The sequence below is a fragment of the Nonomuraea sp. MG754425 genome (genome assembly GCF_021699195.1).
Lineage (GTDB): Bacteria > Actinomycetota > Actinomycetes > Streptosporangiales > Streptosporangiaceae > Nonomuraea.
The window spans coordinates 18,887-45,742 of sequence record NZ_SSXE01000012.1; the positions used below are offsets into that span (position 1 = coordinate 18,887).

Consider the following 26,856-nt stretch of genomic DNA (forward strand, 5'->3'; position numbering starts at 1 on the left):
CAGCGTAGCGACAGGTCAACGCGATATCACGGAACAGCACCGTTACGCTGCCCCTATGGATTCACGGCTGCGGTCGGTCGGAGTGCTCCTCGCGGGCGGCGTGGGGCAGCGGGTCGGGCTCGGCGTCCCCAAGCAGCTCATCGAGGTCGCGGGCCGGACGATCATCGAGCATTCGCTCGCCGTGTTCGAGGCCGCGCCCGAGATCGACGAGATCGTGGTGCTGATGACGCCCGGATACGCCGACCGGGTGCGCGAGATCGTCGCCAGGGGCGAATACCGCAAGGTCAGCCAGGTCGTGGACGGCGGCGCCAGCCGTACGGAGAGCACGTGGCGGGCGCTCGGGGCGCTCGGCGCGCACGAGTGCAATGTGCTGCTGCACGACGCTGTACGCCCCCTCCTGGAGCCCCGGATCATCACGGAGTGTGTCAGGGCGCTGGAGGACCACGAGGCCGTCAACGTGGCGATCCCGAGCTCCGACACGGTCCTGGTGGCGGTCCCCGGAGCCGGCGGCGAGGTGATCGGCGAGGTGCTCGACCGGGCGCGGCTGCGGCGCAGCCAGACGCCGCAGTGCTTCCGGCTCTCGGTGATCCGGGAGGCGTACCGGCGGGCGATGGCCGATCCGGGCTTCGCCGGGCTGCCCGCCACCGACGACTGCGGGGTGGTGCTGCGCTACCTGCCCGAGGTGCCGATCCACCTGGTCCCGGGCAGCGAGCGCAACATCAAGGTGACCCATCCCGGCGACCTGCACATCGCCGACCTGCTCCTGCGGCTGCCCGTGTCCGTGCCGGAGGGCGACAGGGGGGCGCTGGCCGGGCAGGTGATCGTCGTCCTGGGCGGCGAGGAGGCGCGGCGGCCCGCCGGTATGGCCCCGGGAGGGTCCGAGCTGGCGCGGGAGGCCGCCCGCCACGGCGCGACGGTGCACGTCCTGACGCGGGCCGGCGGCGTGCGGGTGGAGGACTTCGACTCCGTGGCCAAGGCGCTGGACGACGTGGGCGGGGCCGACCACGTGGTGCTCGCGGCGAGTCCTGGCCACCACGGCGACCTGGCGCGGACGGGCGGCGAGACCGTCGCCGACGCGGTCGCCGCCGGGCACCTGGCCGCGCTCAACGTGGCCCGCGCCGCCCGTCCGCACCTGCGCGGCAGCCTGCTGCTGGAGCTGCCGCCGGGCTCCGGCGCGCTGCACGAGTCCGGCGTCGCCGCCGTGACCGCACTGGCCCGCGCGCTGGCCCGCGAGTGGGCCGCCGACGGCGTCCGGGTCAACTGCGTCAATACCGGCGCCTCTCCGGCCGTGGTCGCGCAGACCTCGCTGGACATCCTCATCTCCGGCCTAACCGGGCACGTCGTAGACGTTCGCGTTGACGGCACTTGACCTGGAGGTTGTTACCGTGCGGTCACATGAGGAGACTCATCGTGATCGCGGCGCTGCTCGGCTGCTACCCCCTGCTGCTGGTGACGGCGCTCTGGCCGGCGCCGGTGCTGTTCGGGCTGGTCGCGGTGGCCTCGTACCTCGCCGAGTACGCCGCCCCGCGCGTCGGCCGGCCGCTGCCCGAGGCGCTCGGCAAGGTGCACCTCGGGATCACGCTGCGCTTCGCCGCCCGCGAGACCATGGCGCTGCTGCTGGTCGCGCGCACGGCGGGGGCCGACTCGCCGTGGTTCGCGGCGGCGGCGGCCGGGATCCTGGCGATCCACGTGGTCCGGGCCCTGCACGCGGGGCTGGCGCTGCGGTTGCGTCAGATGCTCGCCAGGATGCCGGTGACCACCCGCAACCTCGACGTCTCCGCGCTGCGCGTCCCGAAGCTGCCGCCGCCCGCGCTGCGTGACTCGCGCAGCGTGCCCTTCCTCTACCTGGACGCGCTACCGGTGCTCGGGGCCGTCCTCGGCGTCGTCGCCGCCACCGCGGGAGCGGCGCTGGCGCTGGTCGCGGGCCTGGCGGGGGCGCTCTCGCTCATCCCGTACGTTCGTCGCGCCAGGCCGCTCACCGACCGGGCGCGGGTGCTGGAGATCGTGGGCGAGCAGGTGGACGCGTACGCCCCCGAGGTCATCCTGTACTTCTCCGGCGCGACCGCCGCCGCCTACCAGGCCAGGATGTGGCTGCCCGTCCTCGAACGCAGCCCCAGGCGGGCCATCGTCGTGCTGCGCGAGCGCGGCATGGCCAGGCACCTGGAGTCCACGACGCTGCCGATGGTGTGCATCCCGTCGTCGGCCGACCTGATGAGCTTCCGCGCCCTGACCGGGGCCAAACTGTGCCTGTACGTGGCCAACGTCGGCAGGAACGTGCACATGCTGCGCATCCCGACCCTGCGCAGCGCGTTCCTCAACCACGGCGACAGCGACAAGGAGGCGTCGTTCAACCCGTTCTCCCGCGTGTACGACGAGGTGTGGGTGGCCGGTCCGGCCGGTCGCGACCGCTACCGCCGGGCCAAGGTGGGCGTCCGGGACGAGTCCATCCACGAGGTCGGGCGGCCCCAGCTCCAGGGCATCTCGACGGAGGGGCCGGGGCTGCCGTACCGGACCGTCCTGTACGCGCCCACCTGGGAGGGCTGGAACGACGACCTGTTCCACACCTCGCTGATCACCATGGGCCCGCGTATCGTGCGCGCCCTCCTGGACCACCGCCCCCCGCTGCGCGTCGTCTACAAGCCGCACCCGCTCACCGGGCACCGCGACAAGAGCGCCGTCCGGGCGCACCGGAGGATCGTCGCCATGATCGAGGCGGCGGAACTGGCCAGGTCGAAGGCCCGCCACCCCTCCCGCGCCGGCGACTCGGCGCCCCACATCCGGCACCTGGTCGTCGCGGGGCCCACACCGCACCTGTACGACTGCTTCAACCAGTGCGACCTGCTGATCAGCGACATCTCCAGCGTGGTGGCCGACTTCCTGGCCAGCGAGAAGCCGTACGCCGTGACGAACGTGGCCGGGCTGCCCGAGGGGGCCTTCCACGAGCGGTACCCGAGCACGGAGGCGGGCGTGCTGCTGGGCGAGGACCTGGCGGGGCTCGCCGGGTTCCTGGACGGGGAGGACACGATGGGGCGGGCCCGGGTGAAGCTGCGGGCCTACCTGCTGGGGCCGGAGTACCCGGACGCCATGGCCCGTTTCGACGCCGCCGTCGAGCGCGTCCTCGCCGGTCGGTGACGAGCGGCCGGGTGTGCGGCACCCCGCCGGGGCGCGGCGGGGTGCACGGTGGACGTCAGCGGGGTGCCCGGGCCAGTTTCCTGGGGCTGGTCAGGAAGCCCCAGCCCCACGAGCAGTGCATGGTGGCGTACACGACGGGCAGGCGCAGCAGGGCGCCGGCCGACAGCCCGCCGCCGGTCAGCACCGAGCCCGCCACGATGGCCAGGGCGTAACCGCCGGGCACGACCAGCGCCGGCGGGAAGAACGGCGACACGACCAGCCCGAGCAGCATGGCCAGCACCGCGGCGGGCGGCGCGAGGTAGCGCAGGTTGATCGTGCCCTCGTGGGTGCGCGAGACGACCCGCCGCCACCGGCCGTAGTGGAAGTACTGCTTGGCCAGCGCCTTGACGTTGGGTCGTGGCCGGTAGGAGACCCGCATGCGCGGCTGGAACCACACCAGCCCGCCCGTACGGCGGATGCGGTGGTTCATCTCCCAGTCCTGGGCGCGCTGGAAGTGCTCGTCGTAGCCGCCCACCCGGTCGAGGGCGGAGCGGCGGAAGACGCCGAGGTAGACGGTGTCGGCCGGCCCGGCGGTGCCCCCGACGTGGAACGCGGCGGCGCCCACGCCGATCTTGGACGTCATGGCGCAGGCGACGGCCTGCTCGAAGGGGGTGATCCCTTCGGCGGCCATGATGCCGCCCACGTTGTCGGCCCCGGTCTCGGCCAGCGTCTCGACGGCGACGCGCAGGTAGTCGGCGGGCAGCATGGCGTGCCCGTCGACCCTGGCGACGATGTCGTTGCGGGAGGCGGCGATGGCGGCGTTGAGCGCGTTGGGGGTGCGGCCCGTCGGGTTGGGCACCACCGTCACCCGCCGGTCGGCCGCCGCGATGGCGTCGGCGACCTCCTGGGTGCGGTCCTGGGACGGACCCACGGCGAGGACGACCTCGATCTCACCGGGGTAGCTCTGGGCGAGGATCATCTCGACGGCCTCGCGAAGGTGCCGCTCCTCGTTGAGGACCGGCATGACGACGGAGATGGGAGGCCAGGCGCGCGTGTCCGCGGGCGCGTGCGGCGAGTCGGGGAACTGCTTCATGGCGGGGCTCACGCTACTGTACGACCGTGGGAGGAGAGCAATCCAAAGCCGATCCTCCGGGGTGACAAAGGGGGACGGCATGCGCGACCCGGGCGAGGAGGACGGCGGCGTGCTCGTGGGCGGGGACGCCTACGGCGACGTCAAACTGGCGACGCCCGTCCGCACCCGCAGGCCGCCGCGCAGAAGCGCCCGAGCCCGCCGCCGCAACGTGCTGGTCGCCGGGTTCCTGTCCACCGGCGTCCTGGTGACCACGGGCGTGGTGTGGGCGACGCCGCGCCAGATCGGCACCGTGGACGCGGGGGTGACCGCGACGTCGTCCCGGGGCGCCGAGAACATCCTCATGGTCGGTGTGGACAAGCGCGACGACCTCAGCCGTCAGCAGCAGAACCGCCTCAAGCTGGGGCGCGAGTCCGGCCAGCGTACCGACACGATGATGGTCATCCATCTGTCGGAGGACCACAAGAAGGTCACGGTGGTCAGCCTGCCGCGCGACACCTGGACGACGATCCCGGGCAAGGGCGAGCACAAGATCAACGCGGCGTACCAGTTCGGCGGGCCCAAGCTGGCCAGGCAGACCGTGGAGGCGGTCACCGGGCTGGAGATCACCCGTTACATCGAGGTCAACATCCTGGGCTTCATCGACGTGGTCGACTCCCTCGGCGGGGTCACCGTCTGCACGCCCGTGCCGATCGACGACACCAAGATCGCGCTCAACCTCGCGGCCGGCACCCACCAGCTCGACGGCGTGCAGGCGCTCGGCTACGCCCGCACCCGCGCCACCGCCCGCTCCGACCTCGACCGCATCGACCGGCAGCAGCAGGTCATCTCGGCCCTGCTCAACCGGGCGCTGAGCGCCGACACGCTGGCGAACCCGGCCAAGCTGGCCGCCTTCGTCAACTCGACGCTGAGCACGGTGAAGGTCGATCCCGACGACGGGCTGCTGGGGCTGGCCACGCAGATGCGGGACGTCTCGCTGGAGGACGTGAAGTTCGCCGAGGTGCCGCTGGCCAACGTGGACTTCAAGGCGCCCACGGGCGAGTCCGCCGTGTTGTGGGACAAGCCGGCGGCCCGCGACCTGTTCGCCGGCATCGACGCCGACCGCGATCCGTCCGCGCCGATGCCGTCCGTTTCGTCGTCGGCTTCGGCCAAGCCGTCCGTCAAGCCGTCCACGGTCCCGCCCGGCGAGGTCACGCTGAAGGTCAAGAACGGCACGCTCATCTCGGGCCTGGGGGCGCGGACGAAGGAGGCGCTGGTCGCGTACGGCTTCAAGGTGCCCGGTGAGGCGGGCAACACCTCCAAGCAGGACTACGAGCAGACCTTCGTCCGTTACGGCGAGGGGTTCGAGGCGCAGGCGAAGGCCGTGGCCGCCGCCGTCCCGGGGGCGGAACTGCGCAAGGTGGAGCTCGACGGGATCGAGCTGATCCTGGGCAGTGACCAGCCGAAAGTCCGGCAACCGAAGTCCACGGGCACGCCAAGTGCGAAGCCGAGCGTTACACCAACCACTAAAACGGCAATGCAGAACATATGTAAGAAATGAGCATAATTTTCTGCGTGTCGGGCAGGTGAGACCCATGGTGGTCAGGTATTGGCGTGAGGAGCCCTGTACGGTTCTGCACGTCGTAGGCGACCTCGACGTGGCCGGAGCCCCCAGGCTGCGGGCCGAACTGGAACAGGCGCTGGCCGCCGCCGATCCGCTCAACCTGGTCGTCGACCTCACGGAGGTGCCGTTCTGCGACTCCGTCGGGCTCGGCGTGCTGGTGGCCGCGTTCAACCACGTCCGGCGGATGAACGGGCGCATGATTCTGGTGGTCGCGCCCGGAATGATCCGGCGGCTGCTGACGATCACCCATCTCGATCGGCATTTCGAGACGAGCGACTCGCTCAACGAGGCGCGCCAGGCGTTCGCCGGCGCCGCCTGAGGAGCCTCGGGGAGCGGCGTCGTCCTCGAGCGCCGTTCGAGTGATGACGGGTCAAATCGGTAAGAGGTGTGCGAGAACATGGTCGAGGCAGCTTGGGCACACCTCCCCACGACCCGTACGACGTCGCGGGAGAGCCCCCTCACGCGCGGAGGCTTTCACGTTGTTCGACCAGTTCCCCGAGCCGGCCCGCTCCCAGCTCCGCGCCGCCTTCGACGAGGGCAGGACGCGGCCTGAGTGGTGCTTCTCGGAGGGGCCGGCCCGCCTGGCCTACTGGGCGCCCTTCCCCGGCTCGGAGCCGGCGATCGTCTGGCAGTTCGAGCCCGGCCCCGACCCCGTGGCCGCCGGCGGCCTGCTGCGCCGCAGCCTCGGCGTGATGGGCCTGACCAAGGTGATCCACGACATCGCGCTCCAGCGCGGGCTCGATCCCGCCGTCGATCGGGCGGTCGAGCACGAGGCGCTCGTCGAGGCCGGGTTCGCCATGGAGGTGGAGCGGCTGCTGCTGGAGTGGGTGGCCGGGAGCGACGTCCCCGAGGAGCCGGGCCGGCTGAGCTACCGTCCCGCGCGCGGCATGGCTCCCGCCGAGGTGATCGACCTGCTCGTACGCATCTCCGAGGGCTCCCTCGACCACGACACGCGGGTGGAGGTGGCCACGTCGGGCGCGGAGATCGAGGCCCGCTGGATGTACGACGACCTGATGAACCGCCGGGCCAAGCCGGACTGGTTCGTCGTCGCGCACCTCGGCGACTCCCCCGTCGGGCTGGTCGCCCCCGACGACCACTCGATCGCCTACATCGGTGTGGTGCCCGAGCGGCGCGGGCACGGCTACGTCGACGACCTGCTGGCCCGGGGCACCCGCACGCTCGCCGAGGCGGGCCTGGAGCGGGTGGTGGCCGCCACGGACGTCGCCAACGTCCCCACCGCGAACGCCTTCACGCGTGCCGGATACTCGGAGATCGGCCGGCTGTTCCGTTATTACTGGAGGGCATCGTGAGACTTGGGGTCATGTTCGACCGGGGCCTGCCGCCCGAACGGCTCGTCCCGTTCGCGAAGGCGCTCGACGAGACGTCCGTGGACGACCTGTGGGTGGTGGAGGACCTGGGCTGGACGGGCGGCCTCACCTCGGCCGCCACGGCGCTCGCCGTCACCTCGCGGCTGCGCGTCGGCCTCGGCATCGCGCCCGCGCCGCTGCGCAACCCGATGCTCCTGGCGATGGAGCTGGGCAACCTCGCCCGGCTGCATCCCGGCCGGCTGGCCGCCGGGATCGGGCACGGCGTGCAGGGCTGGATGCGCCAGGTCGGCGCCGCCGTGCCGTCGCCGCTCACCCTCCTGGAGGAGACGATCACCTCCGTGACCGCGTTGCTGCGCGGCGAGAGCGTCACCCTGCACGGCGGCTCCGTCCACCTGGACGGCGTGTCGCTGGTGCACCCGCCGGCCGAGCCGCCGCCCGTGCTGGCCGGGGTGAAGGGCCCGCGCTCGCTGGCGCTGTCGGGCCGCGTGGCGCAGGGCACGATCGTGCCCGAGGGCATCGGCCCCGACCAGTTGCCCGGGATCATCGAGACGATCGGCGCGGGCCCGGACCACGAGCTGGTCGTGTTCACGTACCTGCGGATCGGGGCCGGCGACGCCGAGGAGACGCGGGCGGCGCTCTCGGGGCAGGCCGGGTTCCTGGAGGTGGCGCCGGAGGACGTGGCGCTCGTGTCCGGCACCCCCGAGGAGGCGGCGGCGCAGCTCAGGAGCCTGTGGGCGGCCGGGGCCGGCTCGGTGGCGGTGCGGCCGATCGGCGACGACCCGCTCGACCAGGTGCACGCGCTGCTCGCGGCGCTCTAGCACGCGCTCCGGCAGCCGGGCGGACCGGCCGAACGGCCGATGCGGACGCGGGCCGATTCGGCCGGACGGTCGATGACCCGGGCGAGCGACTCGGCCACGATCATGAGTCATGAGGCAGATTGCGGCATTGGCGGCATGTGTGGTGCTCGTCGCGACCGGCGGGTGCGGCGTCGATCTGAAAGCCGACGAGGTGCACGAGGCCCGGTCCTTCCCGTTCGCGGGGGCCGAGCTGAAGATCGACGCCTCCCTGGGCGGCGTCCGTGTCGTCCAGGGCGGCTCCGGGGCCGTGGGCGTGGAACGGTGGGTGCGCGGCAAGGCGGCCGACGCCCCCGCGTGGTCGTTGCGCGACGGCGTCCTGCGGCTGAGCGCCGACTGCACCATGGTCTTCGGCGACTGCGGCGCGCGCTACCACGTCAAGGTCCCGCCCGGCGTGCGGCTGTTGATCGACACGGCCGACGGCCTGATCCTGACCGGCCTCACCCAGGACGTGGACGCCGTCAGCCGGGACCGCATCCAGGTGACCGGGGCCTCGGGCCGGCTGCGGCTGCGCGGCGACGGCCCGATCACGGGCACGGGGCTGAAGTCCGGGTACGTGCGCTGCCGCACCACCGACGGGGCGATCGACGTGGCGTTCAGCGTCCCGCCCGGCACGCTCGACCTGCGCTCACATGACGGCGGGGTGACGGCGCGGGTGCCCTCGGGCCGGTACGCGGTGACGGCCGCGAGTCAGGACGGCAGCTCGCGTTCCGAGGTCGAGCACGACCGGAAGAGCAGCCGGAAGATCACGGCCCACAGCACGACGGGCAACGTCCGCATCGTGGCGGACTGAGGGCGCGGCCCTCCGCGGAGGCGGGTCGGCCGCACCGCGTGCGGTGAAAGTGGGGGGGCGGGGTGCGATGCCGCTACACGGCGGCCGGGCGGCGGCCGTCCACCGCACCCGCGGTGCCCGTGCCTGTCGGTGCGCGTCCTCGCCCGTACGTGCCGGGCGGGGCCACCTCAGGCCGGCGTCACCTACTGCCAGATGGCGGCGTACTTGCCGTTCTCCGCGTTGACCTGCACGGGCGCGAGACCCTTGCCCTTGAGGTCGTTGAAGCGCTTCTGGTAGCCGGAGGCGCTCATGTCCACGTAGTGGGCCCAGGACCGGACGCCGTCCTTGCGCCACACGGCCGCGTACGTGCCGTCGGGCGCCACGGAGATCTTGATGGGCCGGAAGCCCTTCTCCTTCTTGGCGTAGAACTCGGCCTCGTGCTGCTTGAAGCTCTTGCCGTAGGTGTAGTACCAGGCGCCGCCGGTGTTGGCGCTCCACACGGCGGCGTACCGGATGTCGCCCGGGGTGCCGTACGCGTCCACCGAGGTCAGTGCCAGGCCCTTGCCGAGGGCCTGCTTGTTGGCGGCGGCGAAGCCGTCGGGCGTGAGGTTCGACCTGCTGAGGAACGCGCTGCGCTTCTTCTCGAAGACGGCGGTGAACACCGGCGAGTCGGCCGGGCCGGTGGCGGAGACGGAGACCGGCTGAAGGCCCCGCCCCATCTCCTTGTCGAACTGCTCCTGGAACTCGGCGGCCGACATGCCCTGCCAGGTGCTCCACTCGGTGGCGGCGCCGTCCTTGACCCAGACGGCCGCGTACCGCTCGCCGTCCGAGACGTTCACCGTGATCGGCCGGTAGCCCTGCGCCTTGAGCTGCTTCACCCGGGCGACGCTCTGGGTGGCGCTCAGGTTGTGGTAGGCCACCCAGGCGGACGCCTGCGCTCCGGCGGCCGGTGCCGCCGCCGCCATCGGCACGGCGGCTCCGGCCAGCACGGAGGTGATGATCGCGATTTTCCCTGCGGGTCGCATGACTCTCCCATGCAGAATTCTTTACTTGGACAAGGGATAAGGCACGACCTTAACAGCCCTTACCGACCGTCCGCAGGCACCCTGCCGGGAGAGCGCGTTTCCGTGCGACCCGCTACGAAAGGGTCAGCCGAGCCGCTCGAACGGCGTCGGGGACTGGCCGGTCCAGCGGTAGAGCTGGGCGTGGCCGGTGTGCTTGGAGACGCCGTCCTCGGTGACCTTGCCGGCCTTGGCCACGTAGTAGCGTCCGCCGCCGAGCGAGACCAGGCCGTACTCGCCGGTGAATTGCCAGCCCCGGACCCCCGTCGCGTCGTCCTGGAGGCCGCCCGGGGCCAGCGCGAGCAGCTTGCCGCGCTCGGCCTGCGGCTGGCCGGCGATCTCGCCCGTCGTGGGGCGCGCGCCGCCGTCCACCATGAAGAAGGGGTAGTTGGGGAACTGCGGCTTCGTGCCCTTGTAGACGGCCAGCATCCAGTTGCCGGTGTGCTCGTCGTACTGGAGGTTCTGCACGCCGTAGGTGGTGTTGCCGGTGCGGGCGAAGTACTTGCCGTCCACCCGCTCGGGGCCGCTCTTGTGCGGGGCGCTCTCCGTGAGCGGCTTCTCGTACTTCTTCCACTGCTGGATGTCGTACTGGAGCAGGACCTGGTAGTCGTTGTCCTGGCGGCCGGTGTTGGCGTAGACGCCGTAGGCGACGGTGAGCTTCTTCTTGCCGTGCTTCTTGCCGAACTCGGGGCCGAAGGAGACGCCGTCGATGCCGCTGCAGCCGTAGCGGTGGTCGGGGGTGTCGCCGACGTTGCCGTCGAACGTGCCGTCCCCGTTCATGTCGGCGGTGTAGTCGGCCACGACCTCCTTCAGGTACACGGTCTTGACCACGTCGGTGGTCTGCGCGTCCATGTCGGGGCTGGTGATGCGGTCCACATCGAAGATCGCGATGTAGAACGACTCCTGCTCCTTGTACTCGAGCGAGCCGTAGACGCGGCCGTCCTGGGCGTTGAAGTCGAGGTCGCCCAGGTGGCCGGTGAAGCCCGCCACGGAGCCGACCAGCTTGCCCTGGAGGTCGGTCTTGACCAGGAGGTTGGTGAAGGAGAAGTACATGAACCCCTTGCGCTGGTCGATGGCCATGCCCTGGACGTGGCCGGCCGTCCAGGCGCCGCCGTAGATCTCCGGCGGCAGGTCGCGGGGACGGTCGGCGGCGGTGGCCGGGGTGGCGGTGAGGAGGGAGAGCGCGGCGGTGGCGGCGAGGGTGAGTGTCAGGACCTTGCGCATGCTGAAGTACCCGTCTTCGACGTTCGATGATCAAAATCCGACGCTATACCGGCCTTATGCGCATACCTAACAAATCCCTGAACTGTCGGTTAAGTGACTACAAACCTCCCTCTTCACTCCATAACGGTCGTAATGCGACGGGCCCGGTGCGCGGCCTCAGGGAAGCCGCTCGCCCGCACCCGGCGCAGCAGGGCGCGCCACCGCTCGTCCCACCCCGACCTGAGGCCGAACTCCTCGGCCAGCGCCGTGGCCAGCAGCGCGCCCACCTGCCCCTGCTCCGCCAGCCACTCCGCGTGCGGCAGCACCCGCTCCGCGGGCACCTCCTCGGCCGACCTCGCCAGCAGCAGGCCCACGTCCACGGCGGCCAGCACTCCGGTGACGAGCCCGAGCACCCGGGCCAGGACGTCACGCGGGACCTCGTCCCAGTCCACGGTGCCGGCCAGCAACTCGGCCGCCAGGTCCGGCGGGAGCTCGCCGGCCACCCGCGGCACGACGTCCCGCATCGCCTCCCGGTCTTCGCCGTGCGCGAGGCTCAGCCCGTACGCGAGCGTCGCGAGCCGCCGGGCGGCCGGGCGGTCGCGGTCGGCTCCGGCGTCCGGCTCGGGGGGTGCGGCGGCGAGCGTGCGCACCGCCCGCCGCAGCGCCTCCAGCCCCGCCTCGGAAGCCGCCGCCGTCACCAGGCCGGAGACGGCGACGCGCCATCCCTCGGTCCGGCGGAGGTCGCAGAGGATCTCGGCCAGCCGCTCCGGCCCGCCCGGCGCGTAGGCGCTCCAGTGGGACAGCGCGTGGATGGCGAGCAACCGGACCTGCTCCCGCTCGCCATCCGTGGCGGGTTCCGGGCGCGTGGCGGGTTCCGCGCGCGTGGCGGGTTCCGCGCGCGTGGCGGGTTCCGGGCGTGTGGCGGGTTCCGGGCGTGTGGCGGTGACGATCAGTTCGCCGTACGCCGTCCGCCACTGCTCCGGCAGGCTCAGCGGGCGCGTCCGCAGCACCGGGGCGGCCAGGTCGCCCGCCGAGGCCACCGCCGCGCGCAGCACCTCCCAGGCCGCGGGCTCGGCGAGCAGTTCCAGGGACGCCGACACGACGGCCACCCGTACGTCCTTGTGCCGCTCCTCCCCCGCCCACAGGCGCCGCAGCACCTCCATCGCGCCGGACGCGCGGTGCCGGGCGAGCAGGCGTACCGCCTCCTTGCGCGCGGTGACCTTGCCGTCCGCCAGCACCGGCGCCAGTGCCCCGGCCAATTCCTCCGGACGCACGAACCGGGCCGCCCGCGCCGCCGCGTACACCGCCACGTGGGCGTCGTCCCCGCCCGCGTGCGCGAGCAGGGCGGCCAGCACGTCCTGCGGGCGTGCCGTCCACGGCAGCGCGGTCAGCGCCGCCCGCCGCAACGGGGAGCCCTCCTCCAGGTACGGCCGCAGCAGCTCAGGCTCGGCCGCGGGCACGTCGGCCATCGCCCGGACGGCACCGGCCCGCTCGTGCACGGGCAGCTTGCCGTTCGAGGCGACCCGTTCCAGCAACCGCAGGTAGGACGCTCGCTGCCGGGCCGTCCACCGCCGCACGGCCGGGCGCGCCGCGTACCGCACTCTGCGCACGCCCTTGCGCGCGAACCGTCCCACGGGATCCCGCGTGCCCAGCGCCGCCCCGAGCAGATCGGTACGCTGCCACGCCAGCACGTCGAACACCCTGTCGAGCGCCACCACGGACGGATCCAACTCCAGCAGCCCTGCCACCCGCTCGGCCCGCTCGCGCGGCGGCGCCAGCCAGTACGCGACCGCCTGGACCGCGTCCGAGTCCGAGACCGCGCTCAGCGCCTGCTCCAGCGCCCGCCGCAGTTCGGGCAGGTCCCACCCGCGCCGGCCGAGCGTGGCGGCGAGCAGGAAGGCGAGATGGTGCCGGTCGTGCTCGGCCTCCGCCTCCAGGTACGGGGCCAGCCTGCGCACCAGCACGGCCTCCTGGCCGCGCCGCAGCACGGGCGTGAGCCGGTGGAACGAGGCCACCCCGACCTGGCCGGCCAGCCGCTCGAAGCCGCGCACGGCACAGTCCAGCAGGGCGGGCTCGTCCTGCCGCGCGCCCTGCTCGAACACGCGGGCGGCCAGGCGGGCCAGGGCCGACCGGGTGCCGTACGAGCAGTCGCGGGCGGCCAGCGCGGCCTCCGCGAGCCCGTCGAGGAAGGGCACGTGGGCGGCCTGGAACAGTTCGACGGGAATCTCGGCCAGGGCTGTGAGGGCCGCGTGCCGCACCGGGTCCTGCTCGTTGCGCAGGCGTCCGAGGGCGTCGATCAGCCGGGTGAGGATCTCGGGGTCGCGGGCGCGGCCGGCGCAGGCGATCAGGTTGACGTATCCGTTGGCGCGGTCGCCGGGGTCAGGACGGCGGGTGGCGGCCCGCAGCACCGACTCGGCCTCGTCGTACGGAAAGAAGGCCGTGACCTCCAGCACCCGCGCCGGGACCTCGGCGACGTACCGCAGCCCGAGCATGCGGCGAGCCTCCGCGACGCGGCGGCGGAAGGGCAGGACGGCCAGCAGGCGCCCGGAGTGCACCCACTGGGAGAGGTCGACGCCCTTCATCGTCGCGGTGAACACCGCGTCCCGGCGGCTGGGCGGCACCGAGCGCAGCAGGTCGATCACCGGGTCGTCGAGGTCGCGCACGGCTCGGCCGATCTCGCCCAGCCGCTCGGCGGAGAGCACCGCCAGCCGCCGCCGGACGGCCCTGCGCGCGAGCAGCGCCGCGAGCTGCGGCTGCCGGCCGTGGGCCAGGTAGACGGCCAGCGTACGGTCGGGGTCGGCGTCCAGGAGCAGTGCCGCGCACCGCCAGTGCCTGGGCGTCCAGTGGCGTTCCAGGAGCGTGATCACCCGTTCGGGGGCGTGCCGGGCGGCGACCTCGATGCCGGGGGCCACCGACCCCCACCACGGCTGGAGCTGGTGGTGCGGCAGGGCGGCCAGCGTCCGCTCGGCGTGGTCCAACACGATGTGCGGGTGCCGCCGGGCCAGCGCCGCCCAGTTCGGGACCGCGTACGCGAGGCCGTCCAGCCTGGCGGCGACCGCGCCGGACGGGCACGCCCCCAGCAGGGCCGCCGCCTCCCGGTCGCCCCAGCGCTGCCGCACCTCGTCGATCAGGCGCTCGGCCAGCTCACCGCGGCCATGCCGGCTGACGGCGCGGGTGATCGTCCGGCGGTGGTGCGCGGGGGCGGCGAGGGCGATCCGCAGGACGGCGTCGTCGGAGACGCCGAGTCTCACGGCCTGGACGATCGCGAGCCCGGAGACGTCGGGATCCGGGTCGGTCATCGCGCGGGTGAGATGGGTGACGTCCCCGGCCGTCGCCGCCAGCCGGACGGCGAGCGCGCGCTCGTACTGCCCGCCCTCGGCCAGCCCCGCCAGCAACACCGCCAGTTCGGGACGGCCCCGCAGTTCCGTGGCGTGTCCGGCCAGGCGCCGGCAGCGCTGCGCGTGGGACAGCGGCTCCATCTCGTCGAGCAGTTCCTGAACTCGCATCAGCTCACCCCGTGTGACATCCATCGAAAAGCGTGCAGACCGATCGCCGTGTTCGCGGGACAGGTTCGCCGCGACGGGATGCCGTCCGACGCCCGGGGAGATTCCGGGCACGCGGCGGCCAGGACCGGTGGACCTGGAGATCGGACGTGCCGGGAAGGCGAGCCCGTTCGCCGGCGCTCGGCTTCCTCGTGCCGGGGGTCACCGGCTGGGGCGGTGGCCGCCCTTCCCGTAGATCATGGACGCCATGATGCCCGCGCCCGCGTTTCCCTGTCCACCGTAATTCCGGTCCGCGCGGGGCTTCGGAGGCGTTTCACGAGGCCACGAGTTCCACCTCGAACCCATCCTCATCCTCCAGGTAGGCGGCATAGTGCCGCTCCCCGCCGGCGAACGGATGCCGCTCGGGGAACATCAACGTCCAGCCGTACTCGGGCGCCTGCCCGGCCAGCGCGTCCACGCGTGCCCGGCTCCCCGCGTGAAAGGCCAGGTGGTTCAGCCCCGGGCGGCAACGCTCGTGGCGATCGGCGGTGAGGGCGGGCGACTGCTCGACCACGATGTACGTCCCCCCGAGCCGCCAACTCCGCCCCCGCTCCCAGTCCTGGTAGCCGGAGCAACCCAGTTCCCCCAGCAACCATCCCCAGCTCGTCGTGGCCCGCCGCAGGTCAGGAACCCAGATCTCGACATGGTGCAACAACCCGGCACCGGGCGCATCACTCATGCGAAAACCCTACGGCTCCCGCCACCCGGCGATGCGCTCTACTCCGCGCGTACGGTCACCTCCGCGCGCGAGGCCCGGAAGTCCAGGCGCAAGGTGAAGGTGTGCAAGGAGAACGAGTCGCCGCCGTCCCAGTCGAACAGGTCGACCTGTCCAGGCGGAGCCTCGGGGGCCGCGGCCACGCAGTCGTGGCCTTCCTGGTCCTCGTGCCACTCGATGAGCCGGACGTCCTCGAACCGGAAAACCACGACAGGCGTCTTCGACAACTCGGGCGGAGCCCACTCAGTGCCGTGGTCGAACACCAACTCCAGCACCGGCGGCCTGCCGGGCTGGTACGTCAAGCCTTTGAAGTCGGTGTCGTGCAGGTAGATGTGGGCGAGATCCTCGGTCCAGAACTCATACAGCCCTCCGTCGGAGGTGACGCCGCGTTCCTTGTCCTTGGTCACGCCGACGAACTCGGTCACTGGCACGGGAAGGAAACCTCTCGCACGCTTTCGGAGCGCCCGAACGGCTGGTGACCGCGGCGCTGACAGGCACCCGGCCGGTGTTCAGTCTTCTCCGCTTCGAATCTGAACGCATCGAGGGAGGTCCTCGACGCCGCCGCCTTCCGGGATCATGCCCCAGAGGAAGGGGACCAGGTACTGAGGCGGTTCGCCCAGAAGCGTGGTCAGGTCGTCCTCATCGACGGTCAGGGTGAACGCCGAGCCCGGACTCCACCCCTGTTCGAGAGCGCGCCGGATACATCCGGCGACGAGCCTGGGGCGGATCGTGATCGTCCGCGCTCCTGCCCAGTTGTCCGGACGGGCACAGGGAAGTGACACCACCAGTACGCTTCCCGGCTCCTCGCCGGCCCGCTCGGCGGAGAAGCTGAGCGGACTCCAGCCGCTCCCCTGGCAGTAGGCCGGCTTGTGACGGACCCGCCAGCGGAAGGCGACGCCATCTACGGTGATGAGCCGCGAGCCCTTCTTCGGCATCGCCACGAACTCCTCCAAGGTGCAGCCTTCATGGAAGCCCCCGAATCGGCACGCAGCGACCCGAGACGCCCACGAGCGTAACCACCACCCACCCTCACGATCGAACCATTAAGCAGCCACACCCGGTGGACCGGGCCCATGCGCTTATCGATCCGGCCGACGCCGGAGATCACAGACTGTTCCGGCAGATGCGGCCCGTCACGTGGTGAGGCCGTGGTGTCGGGCAAGCCGTGGCAGACGGCGAACGAACTCTGCCTCGTCGCCGAAATCCCATTCCTCGCCGTCGTGCTCCGCGTGGTAGGTCAGAAAGGGAAACTTGCTGCGAACGCCTCTCGCGCGAACGGCCTCCCACAAGCTGTCCGTTTCGAGGCCGGTCACCCGCTTGTAGGGCTCGAAGACGACATAGGCAAAGGACTCGAACTCGGGGTCGTCCTCACTCGGCCACACCTCCCGCCGGATTTCAGTGACCCGCTTCAGCCGGAACTCGCCATTTCGGCCCCAGGTCGTCCTCTCGTGCGAGAAGGTCTTCGACAACTCGAAGAGGCGCTGAACCTCCGGCAGCTCAAGGATCCGATCAGGACAGTCGGCGACCTTCTCGAAGGCGTCACGGCCGCGGCTGATCAGCCAGTTCACGAAGTATTCGAAGCCATCGGACGACCCGAATCCGGTGATGGTCCAGAACACCGCGTACATGTCCCAGGAGCAGGCCCGGTTGGCACACAGCGTGAAGCAGACCTCGAAGTCCACGATCTCCTCGGCGGACCGGCCGGAGAGCTGGTTCTTCAGCCAGGCCACCCGTGCTTGCCGGGTGCCGGTTTCGCGGGCCGAGCGTTCCACCAGTTCCCAGAAGCCGTCGATGTCCACGAGCTGAGATCCTGGCACCTCACGAGCCTCCCGCCCAGTGATCACGGAACACCGCTCTTCCGTCCCGCTTGACCGGTACGCGATAACCCGGGGCCCCACCCGATGACCCCGGGTTTCTGGAGCTACTTGAGGAGCTGCCGGGCCATCACCATGCGCTGGATCTGGTTGGTGCCCTCGTAGATTTGGGTGATCTTGGCGTCGCGCATCATGCGCTCCACCGGGAAGTCCTTCGTGTACCCGTACCCGCCCAGCAACTGCACCGCGTCCGTCGTGATCTCCATGGCCGCGTCGGAGGCCGCGCACTTGGCCGCGCTCGACAGGTACGTCAGGTTCTTCTGCGGCTCGCCGTGCATCGCCCGGTCCGACTTCGCCGCCGCGTGGTACGTGAGCTGCCGCGCCGCCTCGAGCTTCATCGACATGTCGGCGATCATGAACTGCAGGCCCTGGAAGTCGGCCACCGGGCGGCCGAACTGCTTGCGCTCCTTGACGTAGCCGATCGCGAAGTCCAGGGCCCCCTGGGCGATGCCGAGCGCCTGGGCGGCGATGGTGACGCGGGTGTGGTCGAGGGTGGCCAGGGCCGTCTTGAAGCCGGTCCCGGGTGCGCCGATCATGCGGTTCGCCGGGATGCGGACGTCGTCCAGGATGACCTGCCGGGTGGGCGAGCCCTTGATGCCGAGCTTCTTCTCCTTCGGCCCGAAAGAGACACCCTCGTCGGACTTCTCCACGACGAACGCCGAGATCCCGCGCGCGCCGGCCGCGGGGTCGGTGACCGCCATCAGCGTGTAGTACTCCGAGACGCCGGCGTTGGTGATCCACATCTTGACGCCGTTGAGCACGTACGAGTCCCCGTCGGCCACCGCGCGCGTCTTCATGGCCGCGGCGTCCGAGCCGGCCTCCGGCTCCGACAGCGCGTACGAGAACATCGCCTCCCCCCGCGCCACCGGCGCCAGGTAGCGGGCCTTGAGCTCCTCCGAGGCCGAGAGCAGGAGCGGGACCGTGCCGAGCTTGTTGACGGCCGGGATGAGGGAGGAGGACGCGCAGGCGCGGGCCACCTCCTCGATGACGATGACCGTGGCCAGCGCGTCGGCCCCGGCCCCGCCGTACTGCTCGGGCACGTGTACGGCATGCAGGTCGGCCGCCACGAGCGCCTTGTAGACGTCCCAGGAGAACTCCTCGGTCTCGTCGATCTCGGCGGCGTGCGGCGCGATCTTCTCGTCGGCCAGGGCGCGGACCGTCTCCCTGAGCATGTCGTGCTCTTCGGCGGGCGCGTAAAGAGGGAAGCTCATGGGTCAAATACTAGGACGTCCGACCATCTTGTTACCAGCCGGTACGGTTTGCGACGATGTGCAGGTGGCACGTAGGAGATAGCGGGGGCCGGTAGCATGCCTGCGCGATCGAAAGGAGCCTCCTCGTGCCATATCGCCTCACGGTGATCGGGACCGGATATCTGGGGATCACCCATGCGGCCTGCATGGCTGATCTCGGGTTCGACGTCCTGGGCCTGGATGTTGACGCCGACAAGATCAACCGGCTCAACGCGGGCGAGCTCCCCATCCACGAACCCGGCCTCGAACAGGTCCTCCGCCGCGGCCTCGACTCCGGCCGGCTGCGCTTCACCACCTCCTACGAGGAGGTCGCCGCCTTCGGCGACGTGCACTTCATCTGCGTCGGCACCCCGCAGAAACGCGGCGAGTACGCCGCGGACGTCACCTACATGGACACGGCCGTCGAAACCCTCGCCCCCCTCCTCGAGAGCGAGTGCCTGGTGGTGGGCAAGTCCACGGTGCCCGTCGGCACGGCCGAGCGCCTCGCCGAGAAGCTGGCCCGGCTCGCTCCGGCCGGCGGTGAGGCCGAGCTGGCCTGGAACCCCGAGTTTCTGCGCGAGGGCTTCGCCGTCCACGACACCCTGCACCCCGACCGCATCGTGTTCGGCGTGCGCAGCGAGCGGGCGGAGAAGATGCTGCGCGAGGTGTACGAGCCGCTGGGCGAGGTGCCGGTCGTGGTGACCGACTTCGCCACGGCGGAGCTGGTCAAGACGGCCGCCAACGCGTTCCTGGCCACCAAGATCTCCTTCATCAACGCCATGGCCGAGGTCTGCGAGGCCGCGCACGCCGATGTCGAGCTGCTGTCCGAGGCTCTGTCGTACGACGACCGCATCGGCGGCCGCTACCTCAACGCCGGGCTCGGCTTCGGCGGCGGCTGCCTGCCCAAGGACATTCGGGCGTTCATGGCGCGGGCCGGCGAACTGGGCGCCGACCAGGCACTGACGTTCCTGCGCGAGGTGGACGCGATCAACATGCGCCGCCGCGCCCGCATGGTGGACCTGGCCAGGGAGCTGGCCGGCGGCTCCTTCCACGGGTGCACGGTGGGCGTGCTGGGCGCGGCGTTCAAGCCGAACTCCGACGACATCCGCGACTCCCCCGCGCTCGACGTCGCCGTCACGATCGGGCACCAGGGCGGGCAGGTCAGCGTGTACGACCCGATCGCGCTCGACAACGCCCGGAAGGCGCATCCCGAGCTGAACTACGGCGTGTCGGCCATCGAGGCGGTACGCGGGGCACACGTGGTGCTGCTGCTCACGGAGTGGCAGGAGTTCGTCCAGCTCGACCCGGTGGAGCTGGGCGCCGTGGTGGCGACCCGCCGCATCGTGGACGGGCGCAACGCGCTCAACGCCGACCTGTGGCGCTCGGCCGGCTGGCAGTACCGCGCGCTGGGCCGTCCCAACCCCTGAAGGACCTCACGGCAGGTGGCGGACCCACTGGGTGACGAGCGGGCGGTAGCCGCGACGTGCCCAGAACGGTGTCGAGAGCGGGTTCGGCAGCGCGTGGTGCAGCGCCATGATCGACACGCCGTGCGCCGCCGCCGCGTCGTGCGCCACCTCGGTGAGCGCCGCGCCCACGCCCCGGCCGCGTGCCGACGGCTCGACGTACATGACGCCCAGGTACGCCGTCGGCGTGTCGTTCACGGCGTGCGCGATCCAGCCGGACCGCTCCGGGGGCTCCACGATGACGCACCCGACGGGGTTGCCGTCCGACTCGGCCAGCCAGCACCAGTTCAGCGGCAGCACCTCGCCCCACACCGACTCCCTGAGCCGCTCCCTCGTGGACGCGCGTACCGTCACCCAGCCGAACTGCGCGTCGTAGGCCACCAGCCGCTCGTACATCCGCGTCACCACCTCCAGGTCGCCGGCCCCGGCCCGGCGGACGACGAGGCCGGCCGGCGGCTCGGTGACCGGGCGGACGCGGCGCACGGCCAGCGCGGTCATGGGGGCGAAGCCGCGTAGCGCGAGGGCGCGGACGGGTGCGGTGTCCCGGCTGGGCCAGAGCACGCTCAGGGCCTGGCCGGGCTCGTCGCGGCGGGGCAGGGCCAGCCACCGGTCGACGAGTTCGCCGAGCGCGGCCTCCGGGTCGGCGCCGGCCACGCGGGCCCTGAGGCGGTGGACGACGAGCGGGGACCAGCAGGCCGGCAGGGTGTCGGGGTGCAGCCGGTCGGAGGCGGCGAGTCCGATGCCGTCGGCCACTTCGAGCAGTTCCTCGCCGCGTTTGGCGGTCAGCTCGTCCTGGCCGGCGAGGAGCGGGTCGGCGGCGTACACGCGGGCCGCGTGCTCTTTGATCGGGTCGTCCATGGCCGCACCCTAGCCGCCGTCAACCCCAGGAAAAAGCACTTGACGACCGGCCGCGAACCGGCCGTCTCTCACAACCCGGCGGCCTCGGCGCGCAGTTTCTCGCCCTTGGCGTACGCCTGCTCCGTCAACCGCTCCTGGAACTTCGCCATCTTCTCGCGCAGCCCGGCGTCGGAGGCCGCGAGGATCCGCACGGCCAGCAGCCCCGCGTTGCGTGCCCCGCCGACGGCCACCGTGGCCACCGGCACGCCGGCCGGCATCTGCACGATCGACAGCAGGGAGTCCATCCCGTCGAGGTACTTCAGCGGCACCGGCACCCCGATCACCGGCAGCGGCGTCACCGAGGCCAGCATCCCGGGCAGGTGGGCGGCCCCGCCCGCGCCGGCGATGATCACCTGGACGCCGCGGCCGGCCGCCTGACGGCCGTAGTCGATCATCTCGGTCGGCATGCGGTGCGCCGAGACCACGTCGGCCTCGAACGGCACCCCGAACTCGGCGACGGCCTGCGCGGCGGCCTTCATGACCGGCCAGTCGGAGTCGCTGCCCATGACGATCCCGATCATGTGTACTCCCCGGTCATGAGGTAGACGGCGGCGTGGCGGGCGCGGGCGCGGACCTCGTCGAGGTTGGAGCCGAGCGCGGTCACGTGGCCGATCTTGCGGCCGGGACGCACTTCCTTGCCGTAGAAGTGCAGCTTGATGCCGGGGTCGTGGGCGAGCACGTGCTCGTAGCGCTTGAACAGGTCGGGCTCGTCGCCACCGAGCAGGTTGGCCATGACGACGTGCTGGGCGTTCATCCTGGGCGAGCCGAGCGGCAGGTCGAGCACGGCCCGCAGGTGCTGCTCGAACTGGGAGGTCGTGGCGCCCTCGATCGTCCAGTGGCCGCTGTTGTGCGGGCGCATGGCCAGCTCGTTGACCACCATCCCGGTCTCGGTCTGGAACAGCTCCACCGCCAGCAGCCCGGTCACCCCGAGCTCGTTGGCGATCTTCAGGCCGATGCGCTGGGCCTGCGCGGACTGCTCCTGGTCGAGCCCGGGGGCCGGCGCGATGACCTCGACGCAGATGCCGTCCTGCTGCACGGTCTCGACGACCGGGTAGCTCACGCCCTGCCCGTGCGGCGAGCGGGCGACCAGCACGGCCAGCTCCCGCTCGAACGGCACGAACGCCTCGGCCATGAGCTCGACCCCGGTCGCGAACGCCTCGGCCGCCTCGTCGGGCGAGCGGCACACCCACACGCCGCGCCCGTCGTAGCCGCCGCGCACCGCCTTCAGCACCACCGGCCAGCCGTGCTCGCCGCCGAAGCGGATGACGTCGTCGATGGACGCCACCCGCGCCCAGGCGGGGCACGGCGCGCCGATCGCGGTCAGGCGCTCGCGCATGACGGCCTTGTCCTGGGCGTGCACGAGGGCGTCGGCGCCCGGGTGCACGACGTAGCCGTTGGCGGTCAGCGCCCTGATGTGCTCGGTGGGCACGTGCTCGTGGTCGAACGTGATGGCGTCGCAGCCCTTGGCGAACTCGCGGAGGTCACCAAGATCGCGGTAGTCTCCGACGCGCGTGTCGACGATGACCCGGGCGGCGCTCTCCTCGGGGTTGTTGGCCAGCACCCGCAGCTCGATGCCGAGCGCGATGGCGGGCGGCTGCGACATCCTGGCCAGCTGACCCGCGCCGACGATGCCGACGACCGGTCCGATGGGGCTGTAGGAACTCACGGCAGGTGAGCTTACCCGGACGCTACGACTTTCCCCGCCCCCGCCCCTGGCCGGCGCGGGACGAGGGCTGGACGGCCGTTCCGGGTTGCCCGACGGACGCGAGCCGCACGACGGCGGCACGATCAAGGCGCGATCCGGCGGGCACGACCGCCCAGCGTTCGCCGCGCCCTCGAACTGTTCGCAGCTTAAAACTTCTGTAATGGATATGCCGGGCATAGGGCGCTTTTTCGCAAGACGTCCTTTCTGACGTTTGTTCATCCGTCTGACGCCCGCGCGACACCCCGGCCGGTACGCTGGGTGCGTCCATGCGCGACAAGGGAAGGGACCGAGCAGCGACGTGGAGCTCGCACAACGCCTCTACCAGCGGTTTTCCACCCTTGTGCACGAGCTGGCGAAGTTCGGCAGCATCGGGGCCATCGCCTTCGTGCTCGACACGACCATCTACAACGTGCTCCTCCTGGGCTTCGAGTGGGGGCCGCTGACGTCCAAGGTCGTGGCGACCACGATCTCGGCGACGTTCGCCTACCTCGGCAACCGGTTCTGGACGTTCCGGCACCGCGAGCAGAGCGGGCTGGGCCGGGAATATTTCCTGTTCTTCCTGCTCAACGGCATCGCACTGCTGTTCGGGCTGCTGGTGATCGGCTTCACCAAGTACACCCTCCACCTGAACGACGGCCTCAGCCTCAACATCGCCAACTTCGTCGGCATCGGGCTCGGCACGCTGTTCCGCTTCTGGTCCTACAAGAAGTGGGTGTTCCTGGAGGCCACCGACCCCGTCCCGGTCGAACTGCCCCAGGGCGGCGGCGTCACGCGGGAGCGCTGACCGGCCCGTACGCGCTTCAGGCGCCCACGAACAGGCCGATCACGGTGGCCGCGGTGCCGACGATCTGCAGCCCGGTGTTGAGGTTCTCCCTGTTCTGCGACAGGTGCCCGGCCGGCAGCGCCGCCTGAGGCCGCGCGGCGACGCCGAGCGCGGCGTCGATGCTCTGCGCGAGGCTCTGGGCGTACTGCTCGCCCGCCGAGGTCTGCTGCAGCCCGCGCAGCGCCGCGTCCGCCTCGATGAGCCTGCCGAGCTGGACGCAGGCGACCCCGTGGACGAACAGCGCGGCCCTGCGGTCCCGGCCGTTCATCGCCTGGAGGGCGTCGTGCTCGGCGTTGCTCCACCGGCCGGCCCGGAGGTGGAGCAGCGCGCGCACGGACAGCGCGCGGAAGTCGTGGGGCCTCCTCTCCAGCACCTTCTCCGCCTCCTCCAGGGCGTCGTCGTCCCGGTCGAAGAAGAGCAGCAGCATCGACCGCATGCTCCGGGCGGCGACGTTGCCCGGCCGCAGGGCGAGGATCTGGTCGGCCGCCGCCAGCGCGTGGTCGTACTCCTCCATGTCGAAGCACGCGGTCAGCTTGATGTCGGCCAGGCTGATCGCGTCGCTCGACGAGCCGTAGCGCCCGCCGGCCAGCAGCCGGCGCAGGGCGTTCTCCTTGTCGCCCCTGGCGTAGTGGACGACCGCCATGACCGCGTACGCCAGGTGGCCGCCCCCGCTGAACTCCATCGCCCTCCTCGCGGCCACCTCCGCGGCGTCCAGGTCACCGGCGTAGGCGCGGGCCAGCGTGAGCGCGCAACAGGCGAGCACGGATCCCGGGCAGAGCCGGTAGGCCGCGTCGGCGTCGGCGAGGGCGAGCGCGTACCTGCTGTCGTCGCCGTGCAGCAGGCCACGGAAGGCGAGCGCGTTCACGTGCTGGGGGAAGCGGGCGAGGATGGCGTTGAGATCCCCCATGACCGCGTCCGGCTGCTCCTCCGCCTCTCTGCAGCCGGCTCTGGTGAGGCGGAGGTCGGGGTGCACGGGGTGGCGGGCGATGGCCCGGTCCAGCACGTCGAGCGCCTCGCCGGGCATGCCGCACTCGTGGTGCAGCCGGGCGAACATCAGCGCCGCGTCGGGGCTGTCGGGGGCGTGCCCGGTCAGGGTGTCGAGGGCGTCCCACGCCTCATGGGGGCGGCCCATGTCGATGTTGGCCAGCCCCAAGGCCGTGATCGCGCTGATCGACGCCGGGTCGCGGTGGACCGCCCGCAGCGCGACGTCGTGCGCGGCGGGGACGTGCCCGTGATCGAGCAGCACCTTCGCGCGAACGGCGAGGTTCTCCGCGGACGGATCGCTCTCCACGGCCCGCGCCGAGGCGTGGTAGGCGGCCGCGAGATTTCCGGCAAGGCGTAAGTCCTCGGGCTTCATGCGCTGCTCCCCGCTCCCCGTTCGATATGCGGTATTCGACCACCGCCGAACGCGGCACACAAGCACCTTGACGCGGCATTACCGGCAAGAGTGAACTCCAAAAGTGAGACTCGTCCGATTCATCCAGCCGACGGCGGCCGGTGCCGAGCGTCGGTCAGGGCGGCGTCACGCGGGACCGCTGACCACGCGGGTCCTGCCGTCGTCCTCGGCCGGCCGCAGGAAGATGGCGAAGGTCGCGGGGCGGCGCCGCACCAGTTCCAGCCGCCCGCCGTCGGCGGCGGCCAGCGCGCGGGCCAGCGTCAGCCCGAGCCCGGTGCCACCCCCTCCGCTGACGTTCCGGTCGAAGATCTTGGGGGCGATCTCGTCGGCGATGCCGGGGCCCTCGTCGGCCACCTCGATGACGATGTAGTTGTCGCCGCAGGAGGTGCTGACGGTCACGGCCCCGCCGCCGTGCCGCAGGGAGTTCTCCAGCAGGGAGGCGATGACCTGGCCGAAGCCGCCGGTGGTGGCCAGCGCCTTCAGTCCGCGGGAGCCGTCGAGCTGCAGCGTGCGGCCCGCGTCGCGGAACACCGGCTCCCACTCGGTGATCTGCTGGACGAGCACCTCGTCGATCGAGACCGGCTCGGCCTGGGCGTGCCGCTGGCGGCGGGCCGCGGCCAGCAGCTCGTCGATCACGGCGGTGAGCCGCTCGGCCTGGACGATCGCCGCCTCGCCCTCCTCCCGGACCACGTCGGGCTCGTTGGAGGAGGCGACGATCTCCTCCAGGCGCATGGTGAGCCCGGTCAGCGGGGTGCGGAGCTGGTGGGAGGCGTCGGTGGCGAACTCGCGTTCGCGGGTGAGCAGGTCGGAGATACGGGTGGCGCTGCGGTCGAGCACCTGCGCCACACGGTCGAGTTCGGGGATGCCGTAGCGGTGTTTGCTCGGGCGCGCGTCTCCCGAGCCCAGCCGTTCGGCGATCTTGGCCAGGTCCTGCAGGGGCAGTGTCAGGCGGCGTGACTGCACGACGGCCAGACTCACGGCCACCGCGAGGGCGGCTCCGGCCAGGGCCACGATGAGCAGCAGGCGAGCCCGTACGTCCTGCTCGACCTGATCGCGGTCGCGGCTGATCCGCACGTAGACACCCGTGTTGGTCTGGGCGTCCTCCGTCATGAGGTGACCCGACGGCGGGGGGCTGCCGACGACGGTCACCCGCAGGGGGGTTCCGCGCTCCCAGATCTGGATGAACCTGCCTGGGTACTTTTGTTCCAGTTGCTGGGGGTCGAGCGGCGTCTCCTGGACGCGGGCATACTCCACCTCTCCCACGAGACGCTTGGCTTCCGCCCCGAGCTCCTGAGCCGCCTCATCGACGATCAGACGGCTGACGACGACGCCCAGGGGGACCCCCAGCAGCAGGACCGCGATTACCGCGACGACCAGGGTGGAGGAGAGCAGTCGGCGGCGCATCCCCTACTCGCGCTCGAACCGGAAGCCGACCCCCCGGACGGTCGTGATGTAGCGCGGCTTGGCCGCGTCGTCACCGAGCTTGCGGCGCAGCCACGAGATGTGCATGTCGAGCGTCTTGGTGGAACCCCACCAGTTGGTGTCCCACACCTCGCGCATGATCTGCTCGCGGGTGACGACCTTGCCGGCGTCGCGGACCAGGACGCGGAGCAGGTCGAACTCCTTGGTGGTCAGGTGCAGCTCCTTCTCCCCCATCCAGGCGCGCCTGGAGTCGGCGTCGATGCGCACACCCTGGACGACCGGCGTCTCGGAGGTGCCGCGGCGCAGCAGTGCCCGGACCCTGGCCAGCAGTTCGGCCAGCCGGAACGGCTTGGTGACGTAGTCGTCGGCGCCGGCGTCGAGGCCGACGACGGTGTCGACCTCGTCGACGCGGGCGGTGAGTATCAGAACCGGGGTGCCGTGCCCCTCGGCACGGATCCGGCGGGCCACCTCCAGGCCGTCCATTTCTGGCAGGCCAAGGTCAAGAACGATCAGGTCGATGCCGCCCGACAGAGCCCTCTCCAGGGCCTGGGGGCCGTCGGGGCTCACCTCGACCTGATAGCCCTCACGGCGCAGCGCACGCGCGAGTGGCTCTGAGATCGAGGTGTCATCCTCGGCGAGAAGTACGCAGGTCATGAACCGATCGTAGGACCTTAGGCGATCGTTTCCCGGGCGCAGCGCGCGGTTTGACTCGTCGTTGACCTATCCATTGACCTGGGCAAACACAGCTAAAATACCGTAGGTCGCGAT

At 71.5% G+C, this 26,856-nt stretch carries 24 protein-coding genes; 9 read left to right on the forward strand and 15 right to left on the reverse strand.

The window, feature by feature from the left end; all coding sequences use genetic code 11:
- Window positions 1–55: 55 nt before the first annotated feature.
- Both FAF44_RS06315 and FAF44_RS06320 read left to right on the forward strand, forming a co-directional pair.
- Window positions 56–1,369 carry a bifunctional cytidylyltransferase/SDR family oxidoreductase gene (locus FAF44_RS06315; protein ID WP_237102077.1) on the forward strand — a complete coding sequence of 438 codons (1,314 nt, stop codon included), beginning with the start codon at window positions 56–58 and terminating at the stop codon, window positions 1,367–1,369.
- Between the two features lie 26 nt (window positions 1,370–1,395).
- On the forward strand, window positions 1,396–3,132 hold the full coding sequence (locus FAF44_RS06320) for a CDP-glycerol glycerophosphotransferase family protein (protein WP_237102078.1): 1,737 nt from the start codon (window positions 1,396–1,398) through the stop codon (window positions 3,130–3,132).
- A 55-nt stretch (window positions 3,133–3,187) separates the two neighbouring features.
- On the opposite strand, the gene FAF44_RS06325 is transcribed toward FAF44_RS06320, so the two are convergent.
- Window positions 3,188–4,204 carry a glycosyltransferase family 2 protein gene (locus tag FAF44_RS06325; protein ID WP_237102079.1) on the reverse strand — a complete coding sequence of 339 codons (1,017 nt, stop codon included), beginning with the start codon at window positions 4,202–4,204 and terminating at the stop codon, window positions 3,188–3,190.
- A gap of 79 nt (window positions 4,205–4,283) precedes the next feature.
- On the opposite strand from FAF44_RS06325, the gene FAF44_RS06330 reads away from it, so the two are divergent.
- The 5 genes from FAF44_RS06330 (at window position 4,284) to FAF44_RS06350 (ending at window position 8,779) form a co-directional block, all read left to right on the forward strand.
- Window positions 4,284–5,741: an LCP family protein gene (locus FAF44_RS06330; RefSeq protein WP_237102080.1), complete on the forward strand. Its 1,458-nt coding sequence runs from the start codon at window positions 4,284–4,286 to the stop codon at window positions 5,739–5,741.
- Between the two features lie 34 nt (window positions 5,742–5,775).
- Complete coding sequence (locus FAF44_RS06335) at window positions 5,776–6,123, forward strand: STAS domain-containing protein (RefSeq protein ID WP_237102081.1); 348 nt, start codon at window positions 5,776–5,778, stop codon at window positions 6,121–6,123.
- Window positions 6,124–6,283: 160 nt separating this feature from the next.
- On the forward strand, window positions 6,284–7,114 hold the full coding sequence (locus FAF44_RS06340) for an N-acetyltransferase (RefSeq protein ID WP_237102082.1): 831 nt from the start codon (window positions 6,284–6,286) through the stop codon (window positions 7,112–7,114).
- Window positions 7,111–7,950, forward strand: a complete 840-nt coding sequence (locus tag FAF44_RS06345) for an LLM class flavin-dependent oxidoreductase (RefSeq protein WP_237102083.1) — start codon at window positions 7,111–7,113, stop codon at window positions 7,948–7,950. Before FAF44_RS06340 ends, FAF44_RS06345 begins: the two co-directional genes overlap by 4 nt.
- Before the next feature lie 109 nt (window positions 7,951–8,059).
- A complete protein-coding gene (locus tag FAF44_RS06350) occupies window positions 8,060–8,779 on the forward strand; it encodes a DUF4097 family beta strand repeat-containing protein (protein ID WP_237102084.1) in 720 nt (239 codons plus the stop codon).
- A 182-nt stretch (window positions 8,780–8,961) separates the two neighbouring features.
- Here FAF44_RS06350 and FAF44_RS06355 read toward each other — a convergent pair whose 3' ends face one another.
- From FAF44_RS06355 to FAF44_RS06390, 8 genes are all read right to left on the reverse strand, one after another.
- Complete coding sequence (locus FAF44_RS06355) at window positions 8,962–9,783, reverse strand: hypothetical protein (protein ID WP_237102085.1); 822 nt, start codon at window positions 9,781–9,783, stop codon at window positions 8,962–8,964.
- Window positions 9,784–9,906: 123 nt separating this feature from the next.
- Window positions 9,907–11,043, reverse strand: coding sequence for a hypothetical protein (locus FAF44_RS06360; RefSeq protein ID WP_237102086.1), 1,137 nt, complete (start codon window positions 11,041–11,043; stop codon window positions 9,907–9,909).
- A gap of 113 nt (window positions 11,044–11,156) precedes the next feature.
- Window positions 11,157–14,528 (reverse strand): hypothetical protein, encoded by a 3,372-nt coding sequence (locus tag FAF44_RS06365; protein ID WP_237102087.1) that lies wholly within the window; start codon window positions 14,526–14,528, stop codon window positions 11,157–11,159.
- Window positions 14,529–14,838: 310 nt separating this feature from the next.
- Window positions 14,839–15,243 (reverse strand): VOC family protein, encoded by a 405-nt coding sequence (locus FAF44_RS06370; RefSeq protein ID WP_237102088.1) that lies wholly within the window; start codon window positions 15,241–15,243, stop codon window positions 14,839–14,841.
- 38 nt (window positions 15,244–15,281) lie between these two features.
- Complete coding sequence (locus tag FAF44_RS06375) at window positions 15,282–15,710, reverse strand: hypothetical protein (protein WP_237102089.1); 429 nt, start codon at window positions 15,708–15,710, stop codon at window positions 15,282–15,284.
- A gap of 78 nt (window positions 15,711–15,788) precedes the next feature.
- On the reverse strand, window positions 15,789–16,220 hold the full coding sequence (locus FAF44_RS06380) for a hypothetical protein (protein ID WP_237102090.1): 432 nt from the start codon (window positions 16,218–16,220) through the stop codon (window positions 15,789–15,791).
- 192 nt (window positions 16,221–16,412) lie between these two features.
- On the reverse strand, window positions 16,413–17,078 hold the full coding sequence (locus tag FAF44_RS06385) for a DUF4240 domain-containing protein (protein WP_237102091.1): 666 nt from the start codon (window positions 17,076–17,078) through the stop codon (window positions 16,413–16,415).
- Window positions 17,079–17,200: 122 nt separating this feature from the next.
- Window positions 17,201–18,364 carry an acyl-CoA dehydrogenase family protein gene (locus tag FAF44_RS06390; protein ID WP_237102092.1) on the reverse strand — a complete coding sequence of 388 codons (1,164 nt, stop codon included), beginning with the start codon at window positions 18,362–18,364 and terminating at the stop codon, window positions 17,201–17,203.
- 125 nt (window positions 18,365–18,489) lie between these two features.
- Between FAF44_RS06390 and FAF44_RS06395 the strand changes: the two genes are divergently transcribed.
- Entirely contained in the window at window positions 18,490–19,809 is a 1,320-nt protein-coding gene (locus FAF44_RS06395) for a UDP-glucose/GDP-mannose dehydrogenase family protein (RefSeq protein WP_237102093.1), read from the forward strand.
- Between the two features lie 6 nt (window positions 19,810–19,815).
- Here FAF44_RS06395 and FAF44_RS06400 read toward each other — a convergent pair whose 3' ends face one another.
- The 3 genes from FAF44_RS06400 to FAF44_RS06410 form a co-directional block, all read right to left on the reverse strand.
- Complete coding sequence (locus tag FAF44_RS06400) at window positions 19,816–20,703, reverse strand: GNAT family N-acetyltransferase (RefSeq protein ID WP_237102094.1); 888 nt, start codon at window positions 20,701–20,703, stop codon at window positions 19,816–19,818.
- Window positions 20,704–20,771: 68 nt separating this feature from the next.
- Window positions 20,772–21,263 (reverse strand): 5-(carboxyamino)imidazole ribonucleotide mutase, encoded by a 492-nt coding sequence (gene purE, locus FAF44_RS06405; RefSeq protein WP_237102095.1) that lies wholly within the window; start codon window positions 21,261–21,263, stop codon window positions 20,772–20,774.
- Window positions 21,260–22,408, reverse strand: a complete 1,149-nt coding sequence (locus FAF44_RS06410) for a 5-(carboxyamino)imidazole ribonucleotide synthase (RefSeq protein WP_308193286.1) — start codon at window positions 22,406–22,408, stop codon at window positions 21,260–21,262. Before FAF44_RS06410 ends, purE begins: the two co-directional genes overlap by 4 nt.
- Before the next feature lie 337 nt (window positions 22,409–22,745).
- On the opposite strand from FAF44_RS06410, the gene FAF44_RS06415 reads away from it, so the two are divergent.
- Entirely contained in the window at window positions 22,746–23,231 is a 486-nt protein-coding gene (locus FAF44_RS06415) for a GtrA family protein (RefSeq protein WP_237102096.1), read from the forward strand.
- Window positions 23,232–23,247: 16 nt separating this feature from the next.
- On the opposite strand, the gene FAF44_RS06420 is transcribed toward FAF44_RS06415, so the two are convergent.
- From FAF44_RS06420 to FAF44_RS06430, 3 genes are all read right to left on the reverse strand, one after another.
- Entirely contained in the window at window positions 23,248–24,627 is a 1,380-nt protein-coding gene (locus FAF44_RS06420) for a tetratricopeptide repeat protein (protein WP_237102097.1), read from the reverse strand.
- Between the two features lie 165 nt (window positions 24,628–24,792).
- Window positions 24,793–26,070, reverse strand: coding sequence for an ATP-binding protein (locus FAF44_RS06425; protein ID WP_237102098.1), 1,278 nt, complete (start codon window positions 26,068–26,070; stop codon window positions 24,793–24,795).
- Window positions 26,071–26,073: 3 nt separating this feature from the next.
- On the reverse strand, window positions 26,074–26,742 hold the full coding sequence (locus FAF44_RS06430; protein ID WP_043620820.1) for a response regulator transcription factor: 669 nt from the start codon (window positions 26,740–26,742) through the stop codon (window positions 26,074–26,076).
- Window positions 26,743–26,856: the final 114 nt, after the last annotated feature.